Annotated in this window: 18 protein-coding genes and 1 tRNA gene; 15 read left to right on the top strand and 4 right to left on the bottom strand. The window is 68.8% G+C overall.

Annotated elements, in window-relative coordinates; translation table 11 throughout:
• Position 1 precedes the first annotated feature (1 nt).
• Positions 2-436: a MaoC family dehydratase gene (locus V1351_RS02650; RefSeq protein WP_338750457.1), complete on the top strand. Its 435-nt coding sequence runs from the start codon at positions 2-4 to the stop codon at positions 434-436.
• The gene (locus V1351_RS02655; protein ID WP_338750459.1) at positions 436-1,509 is read left to right on the top strand and encodes a UDP-N-acetylmuramate dehydrogenase; all 1,074 of its coding nucleotides are present in this window, start codon (positions 436-438) and stop codon (positions 1,507-1,509) included. Before V1351_RS02650 ends, V1351_RS02655 begins: the two co-directional genes overlap by 1 nt.
• Positions 1,510-1,555: 46 nt before the next feature.
• Here V1351_RS02655 and V1351_RS02660 read toward each other — a convergent pair whose 3' ends face one another.
• The 3 genes from V1351_RS02660 to V1351_RS02670 are packed head-to-tail and all read right to left on the bottom strand — an operon-like array spanning position 1,556 to position 4,439.
• Positions 1,556-2,593 (bottom strand): adenosine deaminase, encoded by a 1,038-nt coding sequence (locus tag V1351_RS02660; RefSeq protein WP_338752432.1) that lies wholly within the window; start codon positions 2,591-2,593, stop codon positions 1,556-1,558.
• A gap of 17 nt (positions 2,594-2,610) precedes the next feature.
• Positions 2,611-3,132: a DUF5709 domain-containing protein gene (locus tag V1351_RS02665; protein WP_338750461.1), complete on the bottom strand. Its 522-nt coding sequence runs from the start codon at positions 3,130-3,132 to the stop codon at positions 2,611-2,613.
• Positions 3,133-3,143: 11 nt separating this feature from the next.
• Positions 3,144-4,439 (bottom strand): aminotransferase class I/II-fold pyridoxal phosphate-dependent enzyme, encoded by a 1,296-nt coding sequence (locus V1351_RS02670; protein WP_338750463.1) that lies wholly within the window; start codon positions 4,437-4,439, stop codon positions 3,144-3,146.
• Positions 4,440-4,595: 156 nt separating this feature from the next.
• On the opposite strand from V1351_RS02670, the gene V1351_RS02675 reads away from it, so the two are divergent.
• From V1351_RS02675 to rplL, 8 genes are all read left to right on the top strand, one after another.
• Positions 4,596-4,668: transfer RNA gene (locus V1351_RS02675), tRNA-Trp, on the top strand.
• A gap of 64 nt (positions 4,669-4,732) precedes the next feature.
• Positions 4,733-4,990: a preprotein translocase subunit SecE gene (gene secE / locus V1351_RS02680; RefSeq protein ID WP_338750465.1), complete on the top strand. Its 258-nt coding sequence runs from the start codon at positions 4,733-4,735 to the stop codon at positions 4,988-4,990.
• Positions 4,991-5,064: 74 nt separating this feature from the next.
• The gene (gene nusG, locus V1351_RS02685) at positions 5,065-5,955 is read left to right on the top strand and encodes a transcription termination/antitermination protein NusG (protein ID WP_338750468.1); all 891 of its coding nucleotides are present in this window, start codon (positions 5,065-5,067) and stop codon (positions 5,953-5,955) included.
• Between the two features lie 95 nt (positions 5,956-6,050).
• Positions 6,051-6,482, top strand: a complete 432-nt coding sequence (gene rplK / locus V1351_RS02690) for a 50S ribosomal protein L11 (protein ID WP_338750470.1) — start codon at positions 6,051-6,053, stop codon at positions 6,480-6,482.
• A 187-nt stretch (positions 6,483-6,669) separates the two neighbouring features.
• Positions 6,670-7,410 (top strand): 50S ribosomal protein L1, encoded by a 741-nt coding sequence (rplA, locus tag V1351_RS02695; protein ID WP_338750472.1) that lies wholly within the window; start codon positions 6,670-6,672, stop codon positions 7,408-7,410.
• Between the two features lie 184 nt (positions 7,411-7,594).
• Positions 7,595-8,392 (top strand): hypothetical protein, encoded by a 798-nt coding sequence (locus V1351_RS02700; protein ID WP_338750474.1) that lies wholly within the window; start codon positions 7,595-7,597, stop codon positions 8,390-8,392.
• Between the two features lie 248 nt (positions 8,393-8,640).
• Positions 8,641-9,231, top strand: coding sequence for a 50S ribosomal protein L10 (rplJ, locus tag V1351_RS02705; protein ID WP_338750476.1), 591 nt, complete (start codon positions 8,641-8,643; stop codon positions 9,229-9,231).
• A 69-nt stretch (positions 9,232-9,300) separates the two neighbouring features.
• Entirely contained in the window at positions 9,301-9,690 is a 390-nt protein-coding gene (rplL, locus tag V1351_RS02710) for a 50S ribosomal protein L7/L12 (RefSeq protein ID WP_338750478.1), read from the top strand.
• A 90-nt stretch (positions 9,691-9,780) separates the two neighbouring features.
• Here the strand turns inward: rplL and V1351_RS02715 are convergent, their stop codons facing one another.
• Positions 9,781-11,037, bottom strand: a complete 1,257-nt coding sequence (locus V1351_RS02715; protein ID WP_338750480.1) for a phospholipase D-like domain-containing protein — start codon at positions 11,035-11,037, stop codon at positions 9,781-9,783.
• A gap of 359 nt (positions 11,038-11,396) precedes the next feature.
• Between V1351_RS02715 and rpoB the strand changes: the two genes are divergently transcribed.
• From rpoB to V1351_RS02740, 5 genes are all read left to right on the top strand, one after another.
• The gene (rpoB, locus tag V1351_RS02720; protein WP_338750482.1) at positions 11,397-14,879 is read left to right on the top strand and encodes a DNA-directed RNA polymerase subunit beta; all 3,483 of its coding nucleotides are present in this window, start codon (positions 11,397-11,399) and stop codon (positions 14,877-14,879) included.
• Between the two features lie 150 nt (positions 14,880-15,029).
• Positions 15,030-18,911: a DNA-directed RNA polymerase subunit beta' gene (locus V1351_RS02725; RefSeq protein WP_338750484.1), complete on the top strand. Its 3,882-nt coding sequence runs from the start codon at positions 15,030-15,032 to the stop codon at positions 18,909-18,911.
• Between the two features lie 257 nt (positions 18,912-19,168).
• Entirely contained in the window at positions 19,169-19,444 is a 276-nt protein-coding gene (locus tag V1351_RS02730) for an HU family DNA-binding protein (RefSeq protein ID WP_185990547.1), read from the top strand.
• 152 nt (positions 19,445-19,596) lie between these two features.
• On the top strand, positions 19,597-19,884 hold the full coding sequence (locus V1351_RS02735) for a hypothetical protein (RefSeq protein WP_338750488.1): 288 nt from the start codon (positions 19,597-19,599) through the stop codon (positions 19,882-19,884).
• A complete protein-coding gene (locus tag V1351_RS02740; RefSeq protein ID WP_338750490.1) occupies positions 19,884-20,414 on the top strand; it encodes a GNAT family N-acetyltransferase in 531 nt (176 codons plus the stop codon). The genes V1351_RS02735 and V1351_RS02740 overlap by 1 nt, the downstream gene beginning before the upstream one ends.
• The last annotated feature ends 226 nt before the right edge of the window (positions 20,415-20,640 follow it).

A 20,640-nucleotide genomic window follows, 5' to 3' on the forward strand; every position in this document is an offset into this window, starting at 1 on the left:
CATGAGTGAGCAGACCCTGCGTCAGTTCGCCGACGTCAGCGAGGGCGAGAGCCTGCCCTCCCGCAGCATCCCGGTGACCCGGGCCACCCTGGTCCACTACGCGGGCGCCTCCGGCGACCGCAACGTCATCCACTGGGACGAGCGGACCGCCACGTCCGTCGGGCTGCCCGACGTCATCGCCCACGGGATGTGGACGATGGGGGCCGCCATCCAGCTCGTCACCGACTGGGTCGGGGACGCGGGCCGGATCCTCGACTACGGCACCCGCTTCACCAAGCCCGTCGTCGTACCGCACGACGGCGGCACGAGCATCGACGTCACCGGCACCGTCAAGTCCCTCGACGCGGAGACCAAGCAGGGTGTCGTGGAGCTCACCGTGACCAGCTCGGGTGAGAAGGTCCTGGGCCGCTGCCGCGCGACCGTGCAGCTGGGCTGATGACGGCACCCCAGCACGGCGCCGAGCTGGCGCCGCTGACGACCATGCGGGTCGGCGGGCCTGCCACCGCACTGGTCACCGCGGAGACGGCCGAGGAGGTCGTCGAGGCGGTGCGGGCAGTCGACGAGGCGGGGACCCCCCTTCTGCTCGTCTCCGGAGGGTCGAACCTCGTGATCGCGGACGAGGGCTTCAACGGCACCGCCGTGCGCATCGCGACGAAGGGGGTCCGAGCCGCCCACCCGGCAGACGGCACCGTCGAGGTGACCGTCGCCGCCGGTGAGGTCTGGGACGACGTCGTCGCCCGAGCCGTGGCCGAGGGCTGGTCCGGCGTCGAGGCGCTCTCCGGGATCCCCGGACTGACCGGGGCGACGCCCGTGCAGAACGTCGGCGCCTACGGCCAGGAGGTTGCGCAGACGATCTCCCGGGTCGTGGCGTGGGACCGCGAGGAGATGCGGGAGCGCGTCTTCACCAACGACGAGTGCGGGTTCACCTACCGCAACTCCATCTTCAAGGCCACGGGTCGGTACGTCGTGCTTGAGGTGACCTTCCGGCTCGGTCTCGGTGGCCTGTCCGCACCGATCGCCTACGCCGACCTGGCCACCCACCTGGGGGTGGAGCAGGGCGAGCGGGTGTTGCTGGCGCACGCCCGCGCCGCGGTGCTCGCCCAGCGTCGCAAGCGCGGCATGGTCCTGGACGCCGACGACCACGACACGTGGAGCTGCGGGTCCTTCTTCACCAACCCCATCCTGCCGACGGGGGAGATGGACGCGCTCCTGGCGCGGGCCGTCGAGCGACTCGGGCCCGCCGGTCCGGTGCCACCGACCTTCCCGGCAGGTCAGGGCCGGACCAAGACGAGCGCGGCGTGGTTGATCGACAAGGCCGGCTTCACCAAGGGTTACGCGATGCCCGGGCCGGCCGCGCTGTCGACGAAGCACACGCTGGCGGTGACCAACCGTGGGGACGCCACCGCAGCGGACGTCGCGGCCCTGGCCCGAGAGGTCCGTGACGGCGTGCAGACGGCCTTCGGGGTCACCCTGGTCAACGAGCCGGTCTTCGTCGGCCACTGCCTCTGAGGTCCGCCCTCGGTCCGCAACCGTTCGGGATCGTGCGGAGTTGACGTCACGGCGAAGGGGGCGCCGCCAGCCACGCGTCGATGTCGGCCATCGCCGCGGTCACCACGTCGGCCGGAGCCGCGCTGGCGCGGAAGGAGCTGCGGGCCAGCTCCGCGATCTGGGCATCGTCGAGGCCGTGGACCGCACGCGCGGTCTCGTACTGGTCGAGCAACCGCGAGTCGAAGAGCAACGGGTCATCGGCGCCGAGGGCGATCGTCGCGCCGGCGTCGATGAGCGTGCGCAGCGGCACCTCGTCGAGGGCGTCGTAGACACCCAACGAGACGTTGGAACCGGGGCAGACCTCCAGGGCCACGCCCGCCTCGACGACGGCTGTCAGGACCCTCGGGTCCTCCACGCTGCGCACCCCGTGCCCGAGGCGGTGGGGGCGCAGTGCCGCGAGGGTCTCGACCACCGCGTCCGCACCGAGCAGCTCACCAGCGTGCGGCACGAGCAGCAGACCGGCATCCTCGGCGATGCGGAAGGCCTTCGTGAAGTCGGTCGTATCGGCCCGTCGCTCGTCATTGGACAGGCCGAAGCCGAGCACCCCGCCGGGGCCGGCCAGGTTCTTGGCCAGACGCGCGAGGGTGCGCGCCTCGAGCTGGTGCCGGGTGCGGCTGGCAGCCATGAGCACCCCGACCCGGGCCGAGCCGCTCTCCGCGGCGGTGGCGTTCACCGACGCGGCCTCGTCGAGGACGATCTCCATCGCCGGGGTGATGCCGCCGACGAAGGGGGCGTAGGAGGTCGGGTCGACCTGGATCTCCAGCCAGTGGGAGCCCTCCGCCCCGTCGTCGAGAGCGGCCTCGCGCACGACCCTGCGCATCGCCTCCTCGCCGCGCACGACGTGCCGGGCGGAGTCGTAGAGCCGCTGGAAGCGGAACCACCCGCGCTCATCGGCCGCGGACAGCAGCGGCGGGTAGCCCTCGTAGAGCACGCGCGGCAGGCGCACTCCCTGCTCCGCCGCCAGGTCGCGGACCGACTGCACGCGCATCGAGCCCGTGAAGTGGAGGTGCAGGTGGGCCTTGGGCAGCTCTCGCAGGTCCCGCAGGTCCCGGCCGGAGCCGGTCAGCTCTGCTCTCCGTCGCCGGTCTCCTCGTCGAGGAGGTGCACGGCTGCCTCCTCCGCCGACGCGGCGCCCCCGTCGATGCCGACGTCCTCGGCCCACAACTCCTTCTCGGTGTCCTCGCCGACGCCTGCGTCGTCGCTCGCGAGCCGGCCGGAGCGTTGCCCACCGACCTCTGGGCCACCCGACCAGTCCTGGTCCGCGGGGATCGAGTCGGGGTCCGCGCCACCGACGCGGTCCTCGTCGAGCCCCGACTCGTTGTCGGGGGCGCCTGCGGCCGAGTTGGGATCCGGCAGCTCCTGCTTGATGCGCTCGTCGATCGTCTCGTCCTGGGTCTGCTCGGTGGCCGTCGTGCCGTGGGCGAGCGACCCGCGTGGCGAGTCCGGCGGGGAGTAGCTCGTGTCGACCACGTCCGGCGTCTCCTGCTCACCGGACCCCGTCATGGCGGTCTCGGGATCGAGCTGGTCCTCGTCGTCGAGGCTGTAGCTCGTCAGGTCGGTGTCGAGGTTCTCGGACTCGGACATGCGGACTCCTTCTAGTCGCGTGCGGTCAGCTTCTCCGTCGCCGCGAGGAGCACGCAGGTCGCGACGGTCTCCATCGCCTCGGTCAGCTCCTCCATCGGCGGCATCGTCGGGGCCAGTCGGATGTTGGTGTCGTCGGGGTCGTCACCGTAGGGGAAGGACGCGCCCGCCGGCGTGAGCGAGAGCCCGGCCTCCTTGGCCAGGGCCACCACGCGCGAGGCGGTGCTGGGCAGGACGTCGAGGTTGACGAAGTAGCCCCCGGCCGGGGCGTTCCACGTGGCCACCGCACGCCCACCCAGTCGCTCGGCGAGCACCCGGTCGACCTCGGCGAACTTCGGCGCGAGGATCTCGCGGTGCCTGTCCATGTGCGCCCGCACACCATCGGCGTCACCGAAGAACTCGACGTGGCGCAGCTGGTTGACCTTGTCCGGGCCGATCGAGCCCTTGCCGAGGTGGGTGAGGTACCACGTCACCTGCTGGGGCGAGGAGGCGAGGAAGGCGACTCCGGCTCCGGCCCAGGTGACCTTGGAGGTGGATGCGAACATCACCGCGCGGTGCGGGTTCCCCGCCGAGGAGGCCAGCGACAGGATGTCTGCACTCTTGGTCTCGGCCTCGGTGAGGTGGTGGATCGCGTAGGCGTTGTCCCACAGGATCTTGAAGTCCGGGGCGGCCGTCTCCATGGCGGCCAGCCGGCTGGCGACCTCCTGGGTGCAGGTCGCGCCGGTGGGGTTGGCGTAGGTGGGCACGATCCACATCCCCTTGACGGACGGGTCCGAGGCGGCGATCCGGGCGACCGCGTCCACGTCCGGTCCGTCCGGGGTCATCGGGACGGTCACCATCTCGATGCCCAGGTCCTCGAGCAGCCCGAAGTGGCGGTCGTAGCCGGGAACCGGGCAGATGAAGGTGACCTTCTCCTCCTGCACCCACGGGCGCGGGGAGTCGATGGCACCGAAGAAGAGCAGGTCGACCAGGACGTCGCGCATCATCGTCAGGGAGGAGTTGCCACCGGCGATGAGCTGGTCGACGTCGACCCCGAGCAGCTCGGCGAAGATCTCACGCAGCTCGGCGAGCCCGTCCAGGCCGCCGTAGTTGCGCACGTCGGTGCCCGAGCGGTCCGTCGTCGAGCGCGGCAGCGAGAGCATCGCGTCGGCCAGGTCGAGCTGGGCCGCGCTCGGCTTGCCGCGGGTCACGTCGAGCGTCACGCCCTTCGCGGCCTGGGCGGCGTGGGCATCGCGGAGGCCCGTCGCGAGGGAGTCGAGCTCCTCGACGGACAGATCGGGCAGGGGGCGAGCGTCATTCGCGGAAGTCACGGCGGCCAGTCTTCCACTTCTGCCGAGTTCGCGGTGCGGGTGTTCGGTGACGTACAGTTGTTCCTCGGTTGACTTCGGCCAGACTGTCCGGCGTGCCCGCACGCGGACGTCGACCCGGGTCAGCCACGGATCGTCGCCCCAACCGTGGCGGTCCGAAGGGCAGTGGCTCAATTGGTAGAGCACCGGTCTCCAAAACCGGCGGTTGGGGGTTCGAGTCCCTCCTGCCCTGCGTTGCACGCCTGGCAACACCCGCAGACGTGCAGAGCACGACGACCCGGACGAGAAGAGATGACGTGAGCCAGCTCGGAGCGCAGCCGACCAACGCGCGGCGCGGCCAGAAGGGCGGCAACCCCATCTCGCGGCTGTTCGGTTCGGTCGGTCTGTTCATCGCCCAGGTCATCGACGAGTTGCGCAAGGTCGTCCGGCCGACGCGGTCGGAGCTGATCAACTACACCTTGGTGCTGATCGTCTTCGTCGTGGTGATGATCGCCTACATCTCTGGCTTGGATGCGGTGTTCACCCGGGCCGTGCTCTGGGTGTTCGGCGGCTGACGCCGCCACCACCACGCCGCATTACCGGGCGCCCCGAGCGCCGTCGATCGAAGTCGAAGTGAGGAAATCAGGTCATGTCCGACCAGGCTCAGACCCCCGATCCCCAGGAGACCGAGGGCTCGAGCGCGATCGCTGCCGAGCAGGCCGAGCGAGCCGCTCAGCCCCCGGCCGACCTGCCCACCGCGCAGGAGGCGGACGATGCCCGTGCTGCCGAGGAGTCCCTCGAGGAGGTCTCCGAGCAGCCCACCGATGCAGCAGGGGTCGACGCCGCGGACGGCGACGACGAGCCTGCTGCCGCCGCGCCGGTGACCGAGGACGAGGACGGCGACCTGCTGCCCGAGGACACCGATGACCCGGTCCAGGCCTTCAAGGACGACCTCGCCTCCAAGTGGGGTGACTGGTACGTGATCCACACCTACGCCGGCTACGAGAACCGCGTGAAGCACAACCTCGAGACGCGCATCGCGAACCTCGACATGGAGGAGTACATCTTCGAGGTCGCGGTGACCATCGACGAGGTCACCGAGATCAAGAGCGGCCAGAAGAAGACGCGCAAGCAGCCGCGCATGCCCGGCTACTGCCTCGTGCGCATGGACCTCACCGACGAGTCGTGGGGCGCCGTTCGGCACACGCCGGGCGTCACCGGCTTCGTCGGCAACGCCCACAACCCGGTGCCGCTGGGCCTCGACGAGGTCTTCACGATGCTCAAGCCCGCTGATCTCGACAAGCCCGCCGCCGCGGCCGCGGCCGGCACCCCGGCCAAGGACGGCCAGACCGCCTCGGCTCCGATCGATGTCGACTTCGAGGTCGGGGAGTCCGTCACCGTCATGGAGGGCCCGTTCGAGACCATGCCCGCGACGATCTCCGAGATCCTCCCCGAGGCCCAGAAGTTGAAGGTCCTCGTCTCCATCTTCGGCCGGGAGACCCCGGTCGAGCTCGGCTTCAACCAGGTGGCCAAGCTCTGATCCCCGGGGGTGGCAACCCCCGGATGGTCAGGAATCCATTGCAACCGGGTCATCGCCCACGGCGTGGGCCCACACGACGAAAGTAGGAACGCAGCATGCCTCCCAAGAAGAAGATCGCCGGCTACATCAAGCTCCAGATCCAGGCGGGCGCGGCCACCCCGGCTCCGCCGGTCGGTCCGGCGCTGGGTCAGCACGGCGTCAACATCATGGAGTTCGTCAAGGCGTACAACGACGCCACGGCGGACATGCGTGGCAACGTCGTCCCGGTCGAGATCACCGTCTACGAGGACCGGTCCTTCAGCTTCATCACGAAGACCCCGCCGGCCGCCGAGCTGATCAAGAAGGCAGCGGGGGTCAAGAAGGCCTCCGGCGAGCCGCACAAGACCAAGGTCGGTAAGCTGTCCAAGGACCAGATCCGCGAGATCGCCGAGACCAAGATGCCCGACCTCAACACCCTCGACCTCGACGCCGCGATGAAGACCGTCGCCGGCACCGCGCGTCAGATGGGCATCGAGACCGAGCTCTGACGACGGGCGCCGGGGAGGTCGGCCGCATGGGTCCCACGTTCAGCGTGGGCGGAACGAGCGGTCGACCGAAGCGGAGCCCGAGGACGAGCGAGAGAATGACCGTGCTCGAACCCGACCATTCGGGTGACAGCCGTGGGAGGGCCGGCGCTGGCCCCGACCACACCTCCATCACCACCAAGGAGCACTCATGAAGCGCAGCAAGGCCTACCGCGCCGCAGCGGGCAAGATCAACGAGGACGTCGTCTACGGCCCCCTCGAGGCGATCCGCCTCGCCAAGGAGACCGCACGCACCTCGTACGACGAGACCGTCGAGGTCGTCTTCCGCCTCGGTATCGACCCCCGCAAGGCCGACCAGATGGTCCGCGGCACGGTCAACCTGCCCCACGGCACGGGCAAGACCGCCCGGGTCCTCGTCTTCGCCAATGGCGACAAGGCGGACGCCGCCCTCGCGGCCGGCGCCGACCACGTGGGTTCCGACGACATGCTGGAGAAGGTCCAGGGCGGCTGGATGGACTTCGACGCCGTCGTCGCCACCCCTGACCTCATGGGCAAGGTCGGTCGTCTCGGCAAGGTCCTGGGCCCGCGCGGCCTGATGCCGAACCCGAAGACCGGCACCGTCACGATGGACACGGCCAAGGCCGTCTCCGACATCAAGGGCGGCAAGATCGAGTTCCGCAACGACAAGCACGCCAACCTCCACTTCATCATCGGCAAGGCGAGCTTCGACGAGAAGGCGCTGGTGGAGAACTACCAGTCCGCGCTCGACGAGGTCCTGCGGCTCAAGCCGTCCGCCGCCAAGGGTCGCTACATCTCCAAGGCGACCCTGAGCACGACGATGGGTCCGGGCATCCAGCTCGACGCCTCGCGGACCAAGGACCTCCTCGAGGAGTCCACCCCGGTTGCCCTGGAGTCGGCCGCCGCAGAGTGAGACCCGGTCCGCCCTGACGAAGGGGGCGCCGGTCCCGATCGTGGGATCGGCGCCCCCTTCGGCGTCTCCATCCGGTGGCACACGCGGTGTGCACGGCGCGCTCAGGTGCCGCCCAGCCCGGGTGGCCACCCTGAGGGGGCACGGCCGCGCGACGGCCATCCACGACGAAAAGGACGATCCGACGATGAAGAGAACGACGACCGCGACACTCATCGGCGCGGCAACGCTCATCGCACTCGCAGGGTGCGGCAGCTCCGGAGCTGCCGTCAGCGAGGGTGACAGCGTCGAACTGGACGCGCTCAGCACGGACGTGGACGCGGCGATGAGGGACGCCGGGACCGGGTCGATGAAGGCGGAGTCCGACGGTGTCGAGCTCGAGGGGGACTTCCAGCTCGGGAAGACCGAGGCGGCCAGCGTCACCGGCACGACGGGAGGACAGCCCGTCGACCTCCGGGTGGTCGACGGGGTGCACTACCTCAAGGCGCCCTCGCCCGAGGTCACGCAGAAGGGCAAGACCTGGATCAAGGCCGACCCGGAGAGCAAGAAGCCGCAGGATCAACAGCTCGCCAGCTCGATGACGGCCATGACCGACCTGAGGAACCCGCTCGCTGCGATCGACGGTGCGGAGGACGCGAAGGCCGAGGTGACGAAGGTCGAGGACGACAGGGTCACCTACGAGATCGCCCTGTCGAAGAAGCAGATGGGCGCTGTCCTCGAGCAGCAGGCCAAGGACGCCGGGGACGAGCAGGGGGCCGCGATGGCCGCCCAGCAGGCCCGGAAGACCACGACGACGCTGGTCGTCGACAAGGGCGACCTCCCGGTCGAGGCCACGACGAAGGCGGGTCAGGCCACGCTCGACGTCGCCTACTCGAGTTGGGGTGAGGACGTCTCCGTCGAGGCCCCGCCGAAGGGCACGGTAGGCACCCTGGAGGTGCCCACCCGGGATGGGCCCCCCGGCTCCGGCTCCTCGTCCTCGCAATGACGACTCGGGGCCGCCGGACCCGTTTTGACCAGCGGGCCGGCGGCCCCTATCGTTGATCCCGACCACTGACCGCCGGTTGTTCCTGCCCATCGGGAAGGAACTGAAGGTTCCGCCACGAGCGGGCGACCAGCGCAGGCCACGATTTGCGAGCCACACCATGCGTGTGCGCCTTGTGCCCCGTGCCCTGTGCCGGGGCTCTTCTCTTGTCCGGGCCGACCCGGTGGCACCACACGAGAAGGGAGGCCCGCATGGCGAACGCTCAGAAGGACGCCGCCATTGCCGAGCTGACGGAGAAGTTCCGCAGTTCCGGTGCGGCCGTTCTCACGGAGTACCGCGGTCTGACCGTGGACCAGCTCGCGCAACTGCGCAAGAACCTCCGTGGCAACGCCACCTACTCCGTGGTGAAGAACACGCTGACCGCGCGCGCTGCCAAGGAGGCGGGCGTCGAGTCCGCTTTCGAGGGCCAGTTCGTCGGCCCGAACGCGATCGCCTTCGTCGAGGGCGACCCCGTCGAGGCTGCCAAGGGTCTGCGTGACTTCGCCAAGGAGAACCCCCTCCTGGTGATCAAGGGCGGGATCTTTGACGGGAACCCGCTCTCGCCGGAGCAGATCGACCAGCTCGCGCAGCTCGAGTCGCGCGAGGTGCTCCTGGGCAAGCTTGCTGGGGCCATGAAGGCCCAGCTGTCCCAGGCCGCTCAGCTCTTCAACGCACCGCTGTCGCAGACCGCTCGGGTCGTCGATGCGCTGCGCCAGAAGGTTCAGGAGCAGGGACCGCAGGAGTCGGCCGCCGAGGCCGAGCCTGCCACCGAATCCACCCCCGAGGGTGGCGACGAGGCCTGAGGCGCCACGCCTTGAGCCCAACCACATCACGCCACTCACGGCGCAAACTCAGCAGAAAGGACGCCCATCATGGCGAAGCTCAGCACCGACGAGCTCCTTGAGGCCTTCAAGGAGATGACCCTGATCGAGCTCTCCGAGTTCGTCAAGCAGTTCGAGGAGACCTTCGAGGTCACCGCCGCGGCGCCGGTTGCCGTTGCGGGTGCCGCCCCGGCGGGCGGCGGCGACGACGCCGACGCAGCCGAGGAGCAGAGCGAGTTCGACGTCATCCTCACGGCTGCCGGCGACAAGAAGATCCAGGTCATCAAGGAGGTCCGCGCGCTCACCAGCCTCGGCCTCAAGGAGGCCAAGGACCTCGTCGACGGCGCTCCCAAGCCGATCGTGGAGAAGGTCGACAAGGACGCGGCCGACAAGGCCAAGGAGGCCCTCGAGGGGGCCGGCGCCACCGTCGAGCTCAAGTGATCCCTCCCCGTCACTGACGGGGAACCACGGATCTGCCGCAGGGCGGGTCGCACCGAGGTGCGACCCGCCCTGCGTCGTGTCCCGCGGACGTCAGAGCAGGGGGCGCCAGGGGGAGAGGATGCCCTCGGTGACCCGGTTGATCATGGGCCGCGCCGTCCACTCCTGGAGTGTCAGCTCGGTGCAGGTGCCGGAGTCCAGCTCGAAGACCCGCTCGAGGTGGGCGGCGACCTCGGGGTCGAGGATCTCCATGTTGACCTCGAAGTTGCCGGCGAGCGAGAGACGATCGATGTTGGCCGTGCCGATCGTCGACCACACCCCGTCGATCGTGGCGGTCTTCGCGTGGACCATGGCGTTCTCGAAGCGCAGCAGCCGCACGCCCGCCTCGAGGAGGGTGTGGTAGCTCACCCGGGAGAGCCAGTCCGCGACGATGTGGTTGCTGTAGTGCGGGACGATGATCCGCACGTCAACGCCGCGCAGGGCCGCGTTGACGAGGCTGCGGGTGAACGCCGCGTCGGGGATGAGGTAGGCCTGCGTCAGGTAGATGTGGTGCTGCGCCCGGTCGATTGCCTCGAGGTACATGTTGCGGATCGGGTAGACGTGGTCGGTCGGCACGTTGCGGTGCACGCGTGTCGTGCGGCTCCACGTGCGTCGGCGGGGCTGGGGGAGTACCGGTCGGCCGTTCTGGTCGTTCCAGTAGTCGACGAAGGCGTTCTCGAGCTCGACGACCATCTCGCCGGCGAAGCGGGCGTGGGTGTCGCGCCACTTCGTCGCGTAGAGGCCGCCGATGTTGTAGCCGCCGACGTAGGCGGCCGTGTCGTCGACGACGAGCAGCTTGCGGTGGTTGCGGCCCCAGTTGTGCGGCATGAAGAAGGTCGGGCCCCCGGAGACCAGGGGGTGGCGCAGCACGTGGATGCCGTCGGGCAGCGATGCGTAGAAGGACGGCGGCACCACCAGGTTGGCGAACTCGTCGAAGACCACGTACACCTCGACGCCGCGCTCGTGCGCGGCGACGAGGGCATCGCGGAAGCGTTCCCCGACGACGTCGCCCTTCCAGATGTAGGACTCGAAGAAGACGCGTTCCTTCGCCGCGGCGATGTCGGCGAGCATGTCCGCGAAGAGGTCCTCGCCGTAGGTGAAGATGCGCACCTCGCCCCCGGGGACGGGCAGCGCACGGGCGGGGGCGCGCGGGAACTCCCGGTGCGGACGGTCGCGGCGACGGATGGAGTCGAACGCGAGCAGCCCTGCGGCCGTGACCAACTGGGTGCCGAGAGCGGCGGCGGCAGTCCGTCGTACCCAGCGACCGGCGCTGCGCCTGCGACGACGCCGGAGAGCGGCTCGGGGGTTCATGGGGGCCACCCTAGGCGGAGGGCGAAGGGGGTGGTGGGCCACAACATGGGCGCGACCCGCCGCGCGGTCCCTTGACGTCGCCCGCGTCGTCGTCCATTCTCATGGCGTCGAATCATCTGGCGACGCGCCGTCCGGCGCGCACCGTCATGGACCACCCTCGAGCCGTCGGCTCGACCGGGTTGGACACCCGTGCACTTGTGCATCTAGACTGTCGCTTTGCGCTGCCCTTCTCCTGTCGTGGCCCCCGTCGGATCGCTCGAATCCCCTCAGCGCTGAGGTGTGTGGAGTGGCCGATCGAGGTCGCGGTTGGTGGCTGTGCACCGTCGCCCGACTCTCTCGGCCCGTGGAAGGATCCATCCTTGGCTGCCTCGCGCACCGCTTCCCCGATGTCCACCGCACAGACTGCCAGTGGCCGTCTGTCCTTCGCGAAGATCCGCGAGCCCCTCGAAGTCCCCGATCTCCTTGCGCTGCAGACCGAGAGCTTCGACTGGCTCCTCGGCAACGAGAAGTGGCAGGAGCGTGTCGCCGAAGCCATCGAGGCCGGGCGCCGCGACGTGCCCGAGCGCTCGGGACTGGAGGAGATCTTCGAGGAGATCTCGCCGATCGAGGACTTCTCCGGCTCGATGAGCCTCTCCTTCCGGGAGAGCCGCTTCGAGGAGCCGAAGTACTCCGTCGATGACAGCAAGGAGCGCGACCAGACCTACTCGGCGCCGCTCTTCGTCACGGCCGAGTTCATGAACGCCGAGACCGGCGAGATCAAGAGCCAGACGGTCTTCATGGGCGATTTCCCGCTCATGACCGACCGCGGCACCTTCATCATCAACGGCACCGAGCGTGTCGTCGTCTCCCAGCTCGTGCGCAGCCCGGGTGTCTACTTCGAGAGCACCCCGGACAAGACCTCCGACAAGGACATCTACTCGGCGAAGGTCATCCCCAGCCGCGGTGCCTGGCTGGAGTTCGAGGTCGACAAGCGCGACATGGTCGGTGTGTGTGTCGACCGCAAGCGCAAGCAGTCGGTCACCGTCCTGCTCAAGGCCCTGGGCATGACCTCCTCGGAGATCCTCGAGGAGTTCGGCGAGTTCGAGTCGATCCGCGCCACCCTCGAGAAGGACACGGTCGAGGACCAGGACGCCGCTCTGCTGGACATGTACCGCAAGCTGCGCCCGGGCGAGCCGCCCACCCGTGAGGCCGCGCAGAACCTGCTCGACAACCTCTACTTCAACCCCAAGCGCTACGACCTGGCCAAGGTCGGTCGCTACAAGATGAACCGCAAGCTGGGACGCGGGGTCGAGCTCAGCGAGTCCGTGCTCACACTCGACGACGTCGTCGCGACGCTGAAGTACCTCGTCGCCCTGCACGCCGACCAGCCCACCCTCCCGGGCGTGCGCAACGGTGAGGAGGTCGACGTCCCCGTCGAGGTGGACGACATCGACCACTTCGGCAACCGTCGCCTCCGCAGCGTCGGCGAGCTCATCCAGAACCAGATCCGTACGGGCCTGTCCCGGATGGAGCGCGTCGTTCGCGAGCGGATGACCACCCAGGACGTCGAGGCGATCACGCCCCAGACCCTGATCAACATCCGGCCGGTCGTCGCCTCCATCAAGGAGTTCTTCGGCACCAGCCAGCTGTCGCAGTTCATGGACCAGAACAACCCGCTGTCGGGCCTGACGCACAAGCGTCGCCTCTCGGCGCTGGGCCCGGGTGGCATCAGCCGCGACCGTGCCCAGATGGAGGTCCGTGACGTCCACACCTCGCACTACGGCCGCATGTGCCCGATCGAGACCCCTGAGGGCCCGAACATCGGTCTGATCGGCTCGCTCGCGAGCTACGGACGGATCAACGCCTTCGGGTTCATCGAGACCCCGTACCGCAAGGTCGTGGAGGGTCGCGTCACCGACGAGATCGTCTACATCTCCGCGGACGAGGAGGACAAGGTCGTCGTCGCCCAGGCGAACGCCGTCCTGCAGGACGACGGTCACTTCCGCGAGGAGCGGGTCCTCGCCCGTACGCGCGGTGGTGAGGTCGACCAGGTCCCGGCCGAGGACATCGACTACATGGACGTCTCCCCGCAGCAGATGGTCTCTGCCGCGACGGCGATGATCCCCTTCCTCGAGCACGACGATGCCAACCGCGCCCTCATGGGCGCGAACATGCAGCGTCAGGCCGTGCCGCTCGTCCAGGCGGAGGCCCCCTTCGTCGGCACCGGCATGGAGCACCGCGCCGCGCTCGACTCCGGTGACGTCGTCCGCGCCGAGCAGGCCGGTGTCGTCACCGAGGTGTCCGCCGACCTGGTGACCGTGCTGCAGGACGATGGCGGCAGCCGGACCTACAAGATGATGAAGTTCAACCGGTCCAACCAGGGGAACAGCTACAACCAGCGCGTCATGGTCTCCGAGGGCGACCGTGTCGAGGCCGGCCAGCTGATCGCCGACGGCCCCGCGACCGACGGCGGCGAGATGGCCCTGGGCCGCAACCTGCTCGTGGCGTTCATGCCGTGGGAGGGCTACAACTACGAGGACGCCATCATCCTCAGCCAGCGCCTGGTGCAGGACGACGTCCTCTCCTCGATCCACATCGAGGAGCACGAGGTCGACGCCCGTGACACCAAGCTCGGCCCGGAGGAGATCACCCGGGACATCCCGAACGTGTCGGACGACGTCCTCGCCGACCTCGACGAGCGAGGCATCATCCGCATCGGTGCCGAGGTCCGCGACGGCGATCTCCTCGTCGGCAAGGTCACCCCCAAGGGTGAGACCGAGCTGACCCCGGAGGAGCGGCTGCTGCGGGCGATCTTCGGTGAGAAGGCGCGCGAGGTCCGCGACACCTCGATGAAGGTCCCGCACGGCGAGACCGGAACGGTCATCGGCGTCAAGGTCTTCGACAAGGACGAGGGCGACGAGCTTCCCCCGGGTGTCAACCAGCTGGTCCGCGTCTACGTGGCCAACAAGCGCAAGATCACCGACGGCGACAAGCTCGCCGGCCGCCACGGCAACAAGGGTGTCATCTCCAAGATCCTGCCGGTCGAGGACATGCCCTTCCTGGAGGACGGCACGCCGGTCGACGTCGTGCTCAACCCGCTCGGTGTGCCCGGCCGCATGAACATCGGCCAGATCCTCGAGTTGCACCTCGGCTGGGCAGCCAGTCGCGGCTGGGAGATCGCGGGCAACCCCGAGTGGGCCGAGATGATCCCGCAGGACGCACGTCAGGCCCCGCCGAACACCCGCGTCGCCAGCCCGGTCTTCGACGGTGCCGAGGAGGAGGAGATCACCGGTCTCCTGGACTCGACGCTGCCGACCCGTGACGGCGATCGGCTCATCGGTGCCTCGGGCAAGGCCAACCTGTTCGACGGCCGGACCGGCGAGCCGTACGAGGACCCGGTCTCCGTCGGCTACATGTACATCCTCAAGCTGCACCACCTCGTGGACGACAAGATCCACGCGCGCAGCACGGGGCCGTACTCGATGATCACCCAGCAGCCCCTCGGCGGTAAGGCCCAGTTCGGTGGCCAGCGCTTCGGCGAGATGGAGGTGTGGGCCCTCGAGGCCTACGGCGCCTCCTACGCGCTGCAGGAGCTGCTGACGATCAAGTCCGACGACGTGACCGGTCGCGTCAAGGTCTACGAGGCCATCGTCAAGGGGGACAACATCCCCGAGCCCGGCATCCCGGAGTCCTTCAAGGTGCTCATCAAGGAGATGCAGTCCCTCTGCCTGAACGTGGAGGTGCTCAACTCCGAGGGCGGCACCATCGAGATGCGCGACAACGAGGAGGACGTCTTCCGCGCCGCGGAAGAACTCGGCATCGACCTGTCCCGGCGCGAGCCGAGCAGCGTCGAGGAGGTCTAACGTCCGGGGGGCCGCTGGTCGCTCGGCGACCGTGAGGCCCCCCGGACTCCCCCTCGACAACGCCCGTGTCGTCGCCGCAGCGGCGAGGGCACAGGGCAACAGAACTTATCGAGAGCCATCCTCGAGAGAACGAGAGTAAGGAAGCACATAGTGCTGGACGTCAACTTCTTCGACGAGTTGCGCATCGGTCTCGCCACCGCGGAGGACATCCGCGCCTGGAGCCACGGCGAGGTCAAGAAGCCCGAGACCATCAACTACCGCACCCTCAAGCCGGAGAAGGAGGGGCTCTTCTGCGAGCGCATCTTCGGCCCCACCCGGGACTGGGAGTGCTCCTGCGGCAAGTACAAGCGCGTGCGCTTCAAGGGCATCATCTGCGAGCGCTGCGGCGTCGAGGTCACCCGCGCCGGTGTTCGTCGTGAGCGCATGGGCCACATCGAGCTCGCCGCTCCGGTCACCCACATCTGGTACTTCAAGGGCGTCCCGTCGCGCTTGGGGTACCTGCTCGACCTCGCTCCGAAGGACTTGGAGAAGGTCATCTACTTCGCGGCCTACATGATCACCAGCGTCGACGAGGAGCAGCGCCACACCGACCTGCCCTCGCTCGAGGCCCAGATCGAGGCCGAGAAGAAGGAGCTGGAGAACCGCCGCGACGCCGACGTGGAGAAGCGTGCGCAGAAGCTCGAGAAGGACGTCGCCGACCTGGAGGCCGAGGGCGCCAAGTCCGACGCCAAGCGCAAGGTCCGCGACTCCGCCGAGCGGGAGATGAACCAGATCCGCAAGCGGGCCGACCAGCAGGTCGAGCGCCTCGCCCAGGTCTGGGACCGGTTCAAGAACCTCAAGGTCCAGGACCTCGAGGGCGACGAGATGCTCTACCGCGAGATGCGTGACCGCTTCGGTCTGTACTTCGAGGGTGGCATGGGCGCCGCTGCGCTGCAGAAGCGTCTGGAGACCTTCGACCTCGAGGCCGAGTCGGAGAAGCTGCGCGAGATCATCGCCACCGGCAAGGGCCAGAAGAAGACCCGCGCGCTCAAGCGTCTCAAGGTCGTCACGGCCTTCCTCACCACGGACAACAAGCCGTCCGGCATGGTCCTGGGGGCCGTCCCGGTCATCCCGCCGGACCTGCGTCCGATGGTTCAGCTGGACGGTGGCCGGTTCGCCACCTCGGACCTGAACGACCTGTACCGCCGGGTCATCAACCGCAACAACCGCCTCAAGCGACTGCTCGACCTCGGCGCCCCCGAGATCATCGTCAACAACGAGAAGCGGATGCTTCAGGAGTCGGTCGACAACCTCTTCGACAACGGTCGTCGTGGTCGTGCGGTCACCGGGCCGGGCAACCGGCCACTGAAGTCCCTGTCGGACATGCTCAAGGGCAAGCAGGGGCGTTTCCGTCAGAACCTCCTGGGCAAGCGCGTCGACTACTCCGGTCGTTCGGTCATCGTCGTCGGCCCGCAGCTGAAGCTGCACCAGTGCGGTCTGCCCAAGGCGATGGCGCTGGAGCTGTTCAAGCCCTTCGTGATGAAGCGTCTGGTCGACCTCGACCACGCGCAGAACATCAAGTCGGCCAAGCGCATGGTCGAGCGTCAGCGCTCGGTCGTGTGGGACGTCCTCGAAGAGGTCATCACCGAGCACCCGGTCATGCTCAACCGGGCGCCCACGCTGCACCGTCTGGGCATCCAGGCCTTCGAGCCGCAGCTGGTCGAGGGCAAGGCCATCCAGATCCACCCGCTCGTGTGCACCGCCTTCAATGCGGACTTCGACGGTGACCAGATGGCCGTCCACCTCCCGCTGAGCGCGGAGGCCCAGGCCGAGGCCCGGATCCTGATGCTCTCGAGCAACAACATCCTCAAGCCGGCCGACGGTCGCCCGGTCACCATGCCGACCCAGGACATGGTCATCGGTCTGTTCCACCTCACCTCCGAGGTGGCGCAGGAGGGTGAGCACCTGCGCTCCTTCACCTCGACGGCCGAGGCCCAGATGGCCATGGATGCCGGGGAGATCAAGGTCGGCAGTCCGATCCGGATCCGTCTGCAGGACATCGTGCCGACGCCGGGGGCGGAACTGCCCGAGGGCGCCGAGCCGAACGAGTCCGGTCAGCTGGCGACGTGGACGACGGAGACGACTCTGGGTCGCGCGCTCTTCAACGCGACCCTCCCGGTGGACTATCCCTACGTCAACGAGCCGGTCGACAAGAAGCAGCTGTCGACGATCGTCAACAACCTGGCCGAGCGCTACACCAAGGTGCAGGTCGCCGCGTCCCTGGATGCCCTGAAGGAGGCCGGCTTCTACTGGGCCTCCCGGTCCGGCACGACCGTGGCCGTCTCCGACGTCGTCACGCCCGAGCGCAAGCCGGAGATCCTCGCGACCTACGAGGAGAAGGCGACCAAGGTCCAGAAGCAGTACGAGCGCGGTCTGATCACCGACGACGAGCGTCGTCAGGAGCAGATCGAGATCTGGACCCAGGCGACGAACGAGGTCGCGGCGGAGATGCAGAGCAACTTCCCGACGAACAACCCGATCTACCGGATGGTCTCCTCGGGTGCCCGAGGCAACTGGTTCCAGCTGCGGCAGATCGCCGGTATGCGAGGCCTCATGGCCAACCCGAAGGGCGAGATCATCCCCCGACCGATCCGCACGAACTTCCGTGAGGGCCTGTCGGTGGTCGAGTTCTTCATCTCCACGCACGGCGCCCGCAAGGGTCTGGCCGACACCGCTCTGCGGACGGCCGACTCGGGATACCTGACCCGTCGTCTGGTCGACGTCTCCCAGGACGTCATCGTGCGGGAGGAGGACTGCGGCACCGCCCGTGGTCTGGCCATGCCGATCGCGCAGTTCGACGAGCTCACGGGCACGCGTCGTCTCCACGACGACGTCGAGTTCACCGCCTACGGTCGGTGCCTCGCCACGGACGTGGAGCACGAGGGCGCCGTTCTGGCCGAGGGCGGCTCGGACCTGGGCGATGTCGTCATCGACCGGCTCTACGAGGCCGGTGTCGACCAGGTCAAGATCCGCTCGGTCCTCACCTGTGACTCGAAGGTCGGCACCTGCGCCAAGTGCTACGGCCGCTCGCTGGCCACCGGTCAGCTCGTCGACATCGGCGAGGCCGTGGGCATCGTCGCGGCGCAGTCGATCGGTGAGCCCGGCACCCAGCTGACGATGCGTACCTTCCACACCGGTGGTGTGGCCGGTGACGACATCACGCAGGGTCTGCCGCGTGTCGTCGAGCTCTTCGAGGCCCGTACGCCCAAGGGCGTCGCGCCGATCGCGGAGGCCGACGGCCGGGTGACCATCGAGGAGACCGACAAGGGTCGTCGGATCCTGCTCGTCGCCGACCGTGACGGCGAGGAGCACGCGTACCCGGTGACCAAGCGCTCACGCCTGCTCGTCGAGGACGGCCAGCGCGTGCCGGTCGGTACCCAGCTGGTGCAGGGTGCCATCGACCCGAAGCAGGTCCTGCGCATCCTCGGCCCGCGCCACGCGCAGAAGCACCTGGTCGACGAGGTCCAGAACGTCTACCGACAGCAGGGTGTGTCGATCCACGACAAGCACATCGAGGTCATCGTCCGGCAGATGCTGCGCCGGATCACGATCCTCGAGTCGGGTGACACCGGTCTGCTTCCGGGCATGCTCGCCGAGCGTGGGCACTTCGAGACCCAGAACCGTCGCGTCGTCTCCGAGGGCGGTCGCCCGGCCTCGGGTCGTCCGGAGCTGATGGGGATCACCAAGGCCTCGCTGGCCACGGACTCCTGGCTCTCCGCCGCCTCCTTCCAGGAGACGACCCGCGTCCTCACCGAGGCCGCGATGGAGGGTCGCAGCGACCCGCTGCTGGGCCTGAAGGAGAACGTCATCCTCGGTAAGCTCATCCCGGCCGGCACGGGGCTGTCCCGATACCGGAACGTGGACGTCGAGCCCACCGAGGAGGCCAAGGCCGCGATGTACTCGCTGCCGAACTACGACGAGTACGCGTACCCGGTCTTCGGTCCCGGCTCGGGCGAGGCGATCCGCCTCGACGACCTCGACCTGGACGTCTGAGTCCGCTCCCGAGGAGCGTCACCCAGGCTGTTGCACGAAGGGGGTCGGTCACCGCGAGGTGACCGACCCCCTTCGTCGTGTCCCGGCACGGCGTGTCGTGGTGCTGGTGTGGCGAATGAGGCTCCCGTCGAGGGGTCATCGCCCGGGATGACCGGAAAATCAAGGGAAACACGCCGACTGCGCAGTCGACGCCGGGCCCGTGTTCATGGTTGATTGGACCCTGTTCGAGACCACGAACTTCACAGATGGAGAACCACATGAACAAGTCTGAGCTCGCCAGCGCCGTCGCCGAGAAGGCCGGCGTGTCCGCGTCCTCGGCCTCCGAGGTCATCACCGCCCTCCAGGCGGTTCTGTCCGAGTCCGTCGCGAAGGGCGAGAAGGTCACGGTTCCCGGCTTCTTCAGCCTCGAGCGCGTCGAGCGTGCCGAGCGCAAGGGCCGCAACCCGCAGACCGGCGCCGAGATGACGATCCCGGGTGGCTACGCCGCCAAGCTCTCCGCCGGCAGCGCACTGAAGACCGCTGCCAAGGGCTGAGCGACACGGACGCCGAAACGGCGTTGTGAGGTGTGCGGACCCCGGGTCCCGCACCGTGACGAAGGGCCGGTCACCGTTGTGGTGGCCGGCCCTTCGCGTGGCTCCTCCGCCGTGCCCGTGGCGGTGTGGTCATGCCCGGCGACGATGAGAGGATGGCGCCTGTGCCCGCCCCCGACGACCAGCCCATGACCCTGCGGTCCACCGTCGCCCGCTGGTCCTTGGGCACGGTCCTGGCGGTCGGGGCCATCGCGCTCCTGCTCAAGCCGGGCGGGCTGAGCAAGCTGCTCGCCCTCGTCCTCGCCGGAGCAGCCGTGGCGACCTTCGCCAGACGTTCTCGCTCGGACGCCGGCGTCATCTCCGTCGTGCTGCTCGCGATCGCGGCCTTCTTCCTGTTCGCCTTCCTCAGTGGCAACAGCGAGTGGATCATCGAGCGCTACTGATGCGTGACGACCTGCTCATCCGCCGGGAGGGCCCGAGCGACGCGTCGCCCACCGAGGCGCTGCACGACGCCGCCTTCGGCGTCGCGCAGGGAAGGGACACGTCGCTCGAGCGCGAGCTCCTGCGCGGCCTGCGCGCGGACGGCTCGATCATCGATGAGTTGACCTTCGTCGCCGAGCTCGAGGGGCAGGTCGTCGGGCACGTCGTGTGCAGCCGTGCCACCCTCGGCGAGGGCGTCTCGGTGGGTTTGGGGCCGATCGCCGTGCTCCCCGGTCACCAGCAGCAGGGGATCGGTGCCGCGCTGCTCATGTCCGTCGTCGCCAGTGCCGAACGTCTCGGCGAGCCAGCGGTCGTGCTGCTCGGGGACCCGGAGTACTACGGCTTCTTCGGCTTCGTCCCGGCCGCACGGCACGGGATCGAATCGCCCGGGCCGTGGCCCGAGGAGAACTTTCAGGTCCTGAGGCTGCGCGCCTGGCGTCCGCAGATGGCGGGCCCCTTCCGGTATGCACCAGCCTTCGAGCGGCTCGGCTGACGTGGTCGCGCGGAGGATCGGATTTGTGACGCTTTCGACGCCCCGGTATCGTTGATCAGCGTGCGTGGCACGACCGTGTCGTGACGCGCATGAGGGCGGCCGAGGACGGCCGGTCTCGAACCTCTCGCCGGGCGTCCGGTCGTGGCCCCCCCCACAGGGTCCGCGACGGGGAGTGCAGGGGGGAGCACCGTCCAGGACACACCCGAGTGCGGGGGTCAGGGCGGCA

Source organism: Janibacter sp. A1S7, assembly GCF_037198315.1.
GTDB lineage: Bacteria > Actinomycetota > Actinomycetes > Actinomycetales > Dermatophilaceae > Janibacter > Janibacter alittae.